This is a genomic window from Lentimicrobium sp. L6 (assembly GCF_013166655.1).
Classification (GTDB): domain Bacteria; phylum Bacteroidota; class Bacteroidia; order Bacteroidales; family UBA12170; genus UBA12170.
In genome coordinates, this window is the sequence record NZ_JABKCA010000134.1 from 1 (window position 1) to 5,875 (window position 5,875).

General features: G+C 32.8%; 3 protein-coding genes and 1 pseudogene. 3 read left to right on the plus strand and 1 reads right to left on the minus strand.

The features are described 5' to 3' along the window. Positions 1-72 precede the first annotated feature (72 nt). The gene (locus tag HNS38_RS19545; RefSeq protein ID WP_172281224.1) at positions 73-1,743 is read right to left on the minus strand and encodes an Omp28-related outer membrane protein; all 1,671 of its coding nucleotides are present in this window, start codon (positions 1,741-1,743) and stop codon (positions 73-75) included. Positions 1,744-2,035: 292 nt separating this feature from the next. On the opposite strand from HNS38_RS19545, the gene HNS38_RS19550 reads away from it, so the two are divergent. The 3 genes and pseudogenes from HNS38_RS19550 to HNS38_RS19560 all read left to right on the plus strand — a co-directional run bounded on the left by HNS38_RS19550 (position 2,036) and on the right by HNS38_RS19560 (position 5,653). Then, complete coding sequence (locus HNS38_RS19550) at positions 2,036-3,181, plus strand: T9SS type A sorting domain-containing protein (RefSeq protein WP_172281226.1); 1,146 nt, start codon at positions 2,036-2,038, stop codon at positions 3,179-3,181. A gap of 275 nt (positions 3,182-3,456) precedes the next feature. Next, positions 3,457-4,356 (plus strand): annotated as a pseudogene (locus HNS38_RS19555) (IS982 family transposase). Positions 4,357-4,576: 220 nt separating this feature from the next. Further along, entirely contained in the window at positions 4,577-5,653 is a 1,077-nt protein-coding gene (locus tag HNS38_RS19560; RefSeq protein ID WP_216663794.1) for an IS110 family transposase, read from the plus strand. The last annotated feature ends 222 nt before the right edge of the window (positions 5,654-5,875 follow it).

Genomic DNA, 5,875 nt, shown 5'->3' on the forward strand with positions numbered 1-5,875 from the left:
CATGCTGCATTTTTTCTCTAAAATGCTCAGTATATAACGGTGCGAAACTTCAGTAAATTTACAAAATGTTTATTATTTTAGGATACTTAATTTCTCAATATGTATTTTTCCATCAATATTTAATTGGATAAAATAGATTCCATTTTCAAGAGAAGAAGTATTGATACTAAGATTTTGCATTCCAGCTGCATATTTTTGAACAGGGATTAATAGTGATTCGACACCAGTACTATTATAAATTTCTACTGATATGTTTGCATCTTGTTCCATGTAAAAAGATAATTGAGTAGCGTTAGAAGAAGGATTTGGGAAGACTTTAAATTCTGATACAAATTCATTAGAAGATTCGATACCAGTGATGTCACCAGCCATAAATGGGATGTCGTACATGGCTTCTAATTCATCAGTGATAAAAGCAAATACTGTTCCATTATCTTTAAGTTTTAAATAGCCGTTTCCTGCAAAACCATTTCCTTGGGTATCATATAGGTAATAAGTATAGCAACCAGAGCTTTCGATAGGTAGTTCCATGGTAATCAATTCATTATTTGAATAACCGCTACCTTCAGCTAGAGTTGCTCCCATTTCATCTTTAAAAGCCCATGAAATTTGAGAACCAAATGAAGAGCCTACGAATAACTCCATTTCAATGGTCTTAGATACTTCATCTGCTTTGCCAAATTCAGTTTCATTGCTATTATTATCTGGGTTTTGGTCAGCTTCGCCATTTGGGTTGAGTAATTCAACTGCAAATGTGTTATTGTCTTGAGGTTCGAAAATATATTCAGGAAGGACAATCGACTTTGATTGATAGTAACCCAAATTACCAATCCATTCATAAATTGAAGCTTCACCATCATTAACGAAATATTCAATATCCAAGCTAGTAAGAATTTGTCCGCCATAATTCTTAATCATCACAGTGGGGGTAATCTGATTGCCGCATACATTTCCAACTGGAAAAGCAACGCTAGGTACTGAAACATCATAATCAAATTCGGCTTGAACTAATGGTGCTTTGGCTCCATTTAATATTTCCTTTGTACCCATATCTTGAACAGCAACTACTATTTCACATTCGTCTCTTACCCATGAGGCATCTAAATCAAAGTTAAGTTCTTTTACCACTTCGTTTCCTGCTGAAAAATCTAAAGCTGTTCCGTTTTGATCAGGGACCATTAACCGGTTTACAAAATGTAGCTCAGTCATTCCTTGCCAATTTTGTTGAATATTCGACTCTGTAAGGAAAAGATGAAGTACAACATCATTATTATAATCTGCTACTTTAGAAATATTGATTGTAGCCGTAAAGTTGTTGTCCCCATTGTCAGTATAGGAGAAATCTAAACTAAAAGAAGTGGGAGTGCCCATGCTTTGATCTACTTTTGGTACATAAGAATTGTACATATTAGAGCCAGCAGCACCTCCTCCTACTACAGGTGAACCACCATCAAAATTGGCAGTTGGATATCCTGTGATTGCATATAAGTTGTTTCTTGCATTGGAATAATCGTTGGTATACGAATCTCCATTATGATTTTCAATAATAGCTACTGGATGGTCGAAATGAACCAGATCATCAGCTCCATTTGCTGCTCCAGGACAATATTGGCACCAGGTTCCTGTTCCTATTTCTACTACTACAAGGTTTCTTGTAATTTCATTGAGTGGAGCTCTTTGTGCTTGAACAGTCCAAAGGCCCATTACAATGAATAATAGTGAGAGTGTAAAGATTTTTTTCATAATTAAAGGTTTTTGTTAAAATTAATTTATCCTCAAATATACATATTTAATTATTGATGAAATATTTGCGAGCCAAGATTTAAGTATTTATTATGTTTTTTTGATGAAAATATAGGAGATAATCGCTATTATTGGATAATTAAAAACTCTAAATTCACATACCTTTTTAAAATAATTACATAAGTATGAGCAACTTTTTAAAAAAAATATTGTATTCTTGATGAAGACTAATATGTTTTTTGTTTATTTTTACAGCCAAATCAAGAAATATTAAAAATTTAAATAATTATCGATGAAAAAAACACTACTCTTTTACGCCTTATTTCTTCAGGCCACCTTTTTATTAGGACAAGGAAGTTTACAATTATTTAGTGATGAAGGTGTCGAATTTGCTAATGGTCAGCAGCATCATGTGTTCGTTGATTTTGCAGAATGGGAAACTGTATCACCAGAGTTGTTTGTGAAAAACATCTCTGCAAATGATATCTCTGTAAAAATTCGAGTGGAGCAAATAAGTCTTCCTGAAAATACTTCGACCTACTTTTGCGGACTTGGTAGCTGTTTTGCTCCAGGAACAATGGAGACTCCTGAGCCTTTTTTAATTCCTGCTGGCGAGCAAATTGGCAATGCAGGGGTATTTACTTCTCATTATCAACCAGGTGAGGTTTTAGGAAATGCTATTATGCGCTATACTTACTTTGATGTAGATAATTTGAATGATACCATTTCTGTAACTTATACTTTTGTGGGCTCTCCATCTTCTGCGCCAATACAGCTGTTTGATCATCACAATATTGAAGTAGTAAATGGTGATTTTATTGAGCTGCCTGTGACTGACCTATCCGCTTTTGAGATTGTATCACCAGAACTGTTTGTTAAGAATAATACAGATCAAGTGATGTCACTTCGTTGTAGAAAGGAAGTAATTGAAGAGGTAAGTGGTTCGGTAAATTATTTTTGTGCTTTAGGTGTTTGTTTGCCTCCAACTGGTGACGAAACCACTAAGGAATATGTGCTGGGAGCAGGTGAAATGGCCATTCCAGGAGAACCTTTTACGTCTCATTATACTCCTAATGAGCAGAATGGAAATACTATTATAAGATATAAATATTTCAATATAGCTAATGAAAACGATAGTCTTTCATTTACTGTTGCTTTTAGTGATATTACTGGGATTGATGATGATTTAAATAGCAGTGTACTTATGGTATATCCGAATCCTGCCAATGATTTTATTAAGGTAAATCTTCAAGAATTAAATCTTAATGATGGTCGTATAGAGATTTATAATGCGTTAGGAACCTTGAGTTTTGAACAAAATTTTAGAGGTGAAAGTGAAGTTACTCTAGATTTAAGTCAATTACCCAGAGGTGTTTATTTATATCGTGTAGAATCCCAAGGAGGTTACACAGCTACTTCCAAGTTAATCCTAAAATAATTAATGATACTATATATTTACAAAAGGCTCGTTTTGCGAGCCTTTTTTTTGCTTTTATATTTGTATTTCAATAATATATATCAAAGACAGCATCGCCCTAACAAATGTAACAGATTCCTTGCTACACTTATTTCTGATAGTTATTAACCTGAGTTCGGATTTTAAGCGTCTGAAAATGAGAATATAACAGTGAGTTTTCTACACGAAATATTAGGAGAATTCATGAGTATTTATTATCTTTGCGACTGATAATCAAACAATTAACAATAAAACTCATGAATATCTCCAGTGACAAAATTACCGAAATATTTTATTTAGCAGATGATTTTTGTTCTGAATTTTTCAAAACAATGAATTCTTACACTTTAGGAAACAAGCCAAAAAGGAAACCTATTTTGTCAACAAGTGAAGTTATAACTATTATGGTTTTGTTTCATTTTGGACAATTTAGAAACATGAAACATTTCTATCTTGTTTATGTCAAAAAACATATGCAATCTTATTTTCCTGCAACAGTTTCTTATACTCGTTTTGTTGAACTAATGCAACAATCTACTTTACCGATGACCTTATTATTAAAGACCTGCCGTATGGGAGAAATTACTGGAATATCTTTTATAGATTCTACCCCTATCAGAGCATGTAAGAACAAAAGAATTCGAAATAATAAAACTTTCAACGGTATTGCTACAACTGGGAAAAGTACAATGAGATAGTTTTATGGCTTCAAATTACATCTGATTATCAATGACAAAGGAGAAATATTGAACTTTGTAATCACCCAGGTCAGTGTTGATGATAGAGCTCCTCTAAAAAACAAAAGTTTTATTCAAGCAATTAAAGGAAAATTATATGCCGACAAAGGTTATGTCTCAAAAGCATTAACAGAACTCCTTTTTATAGATGGTCTTCATCTTATTACAGGTATTAGAAATAATATAAAAAACACCTTGATGGAGTTAAAAGACAAAATTTTATTGAGAAAAAGATCGGTTATTGAAACTGTAAATGACGAATTAAAAAACATGTGTCAAATTGAACATTCTAGTCACAGAAGTTTCGAAAATTTCATCTCTAATATTATAGCTGTTCTAATTGCATATTCATTTTTTTCAAAGAAACCTTCTATAAAATATAACTTGGAAAAAGATGACCAATTAACCCTATTTTTATAATCGACCTCATATCTTTGAAATTGTAAATTTATATAATCATTAGGATGATATTTATCGAACAAAGTACATTATTTGATACAGCACCTGAGGAATTGCGCCTAATGATTATTCTTCCAGAGTTTGAACAGTACTTAAGGATATACTCAATGAAGTATAATCTAGGATAAAAGATGAGTAAAAACGGAAGAAGAATTTATTATTTATTTTAAAGCTAAGAATGATGATAGAACTATTAAAGTATTCAGTAGGAGTTGATGTTTCAAAAGAAAAATTTGATGCTTGCTTAAGTGTTATTGATATTACACAAAGAGTGAAGGTTAAAGCTTCACGAAATTTTGATAACTCTCCATCAGGGATAAAGCAATTTATTCTATGGATAATAAAACATAAAAAAGAAGATATTCAATTGGTGATAGTAATGGAGGCTACAGGTGTTTATTATGAGCGAATAGCTCTTAATCTACATGAGCAAGAATTTAATGTTATTGTAGTTTTACCAAACAAAGCAAAGAAGTATATTCAAAGCATTGGATATAAAAGCAAAAACGACAAAATTGATGCCAAGGCTTTAGCCCAGATGGGAGCAGAACAACGTCTTGCTCTGTGGCAGCCATACTCAGAAAAAACATACGAACTAAGAAGCTTAACTAGACAAAATGAGGATCTTCAAAAAGAACGCACAGTAATTCTTAATAGAATTGAAGCTCAAAATTATGCGCAAAGACAAAATAAGTTTGTTTTACGTCAATTGAGGTCGATACTAAAACTTATTGATAAACAAATAGATCGGGTTAAATCAGAGGTTGAAAAATGTATTAGTGCAGACCCGTGTTTAAAAGAGAAAGTTGAAAATATTAATACCCTAAAAGGAGTTGGTATCTTGACCATTGCAACAGTCATCGCGGAAACAAATGGTTTTCTTCTGTTTAATAATCAGCGACAACTTGTAAGTTATGCTGGTTATGATGTTGTGGAAAATCAGTCGGGAAAAAAGGCTGGTAAAACAAAAATATCAAAGAAAGGCAATTCACATATAAGAAGAGCTTTGCATTTTCCTGCATTCAATGTTGTAAGGTATAATCCGAGTAGTTTTGGTCAATTATACCAAAGAGCCTACGCAAGCAGTGGGCGAAAGATGAAAGGCTATGTGGCTGTTCAACGAAAACTTTTAGTCATTATTTATACACTTTGGAAAAAGAACGAAGCATATGATGTTGAATATGAACCTTCAGCTAACGATGAGCAAAAGCCTCTCTTTTCGCTTTGTTCAGATGGAGTGAAAAAAGTCCCAGCTTAAGAAAGCCAGGACACTAGATGAACTTCAGTACAACGAATCGCAAGAAGCTCTCTTTTCGCTAAAACAAAATTATAAAAATAGTTTAGATTTTACTTGTTTTTTAAGACAGTACCTCGGGTTATTATAATAATCAATATGGGAGAGGCTGCTCTTGTTGGTGAGTTTTGATGGGTCACATTAAAAATTATGGGGAGCAATGGTTTTTAGCCTTTTCATAGTTAC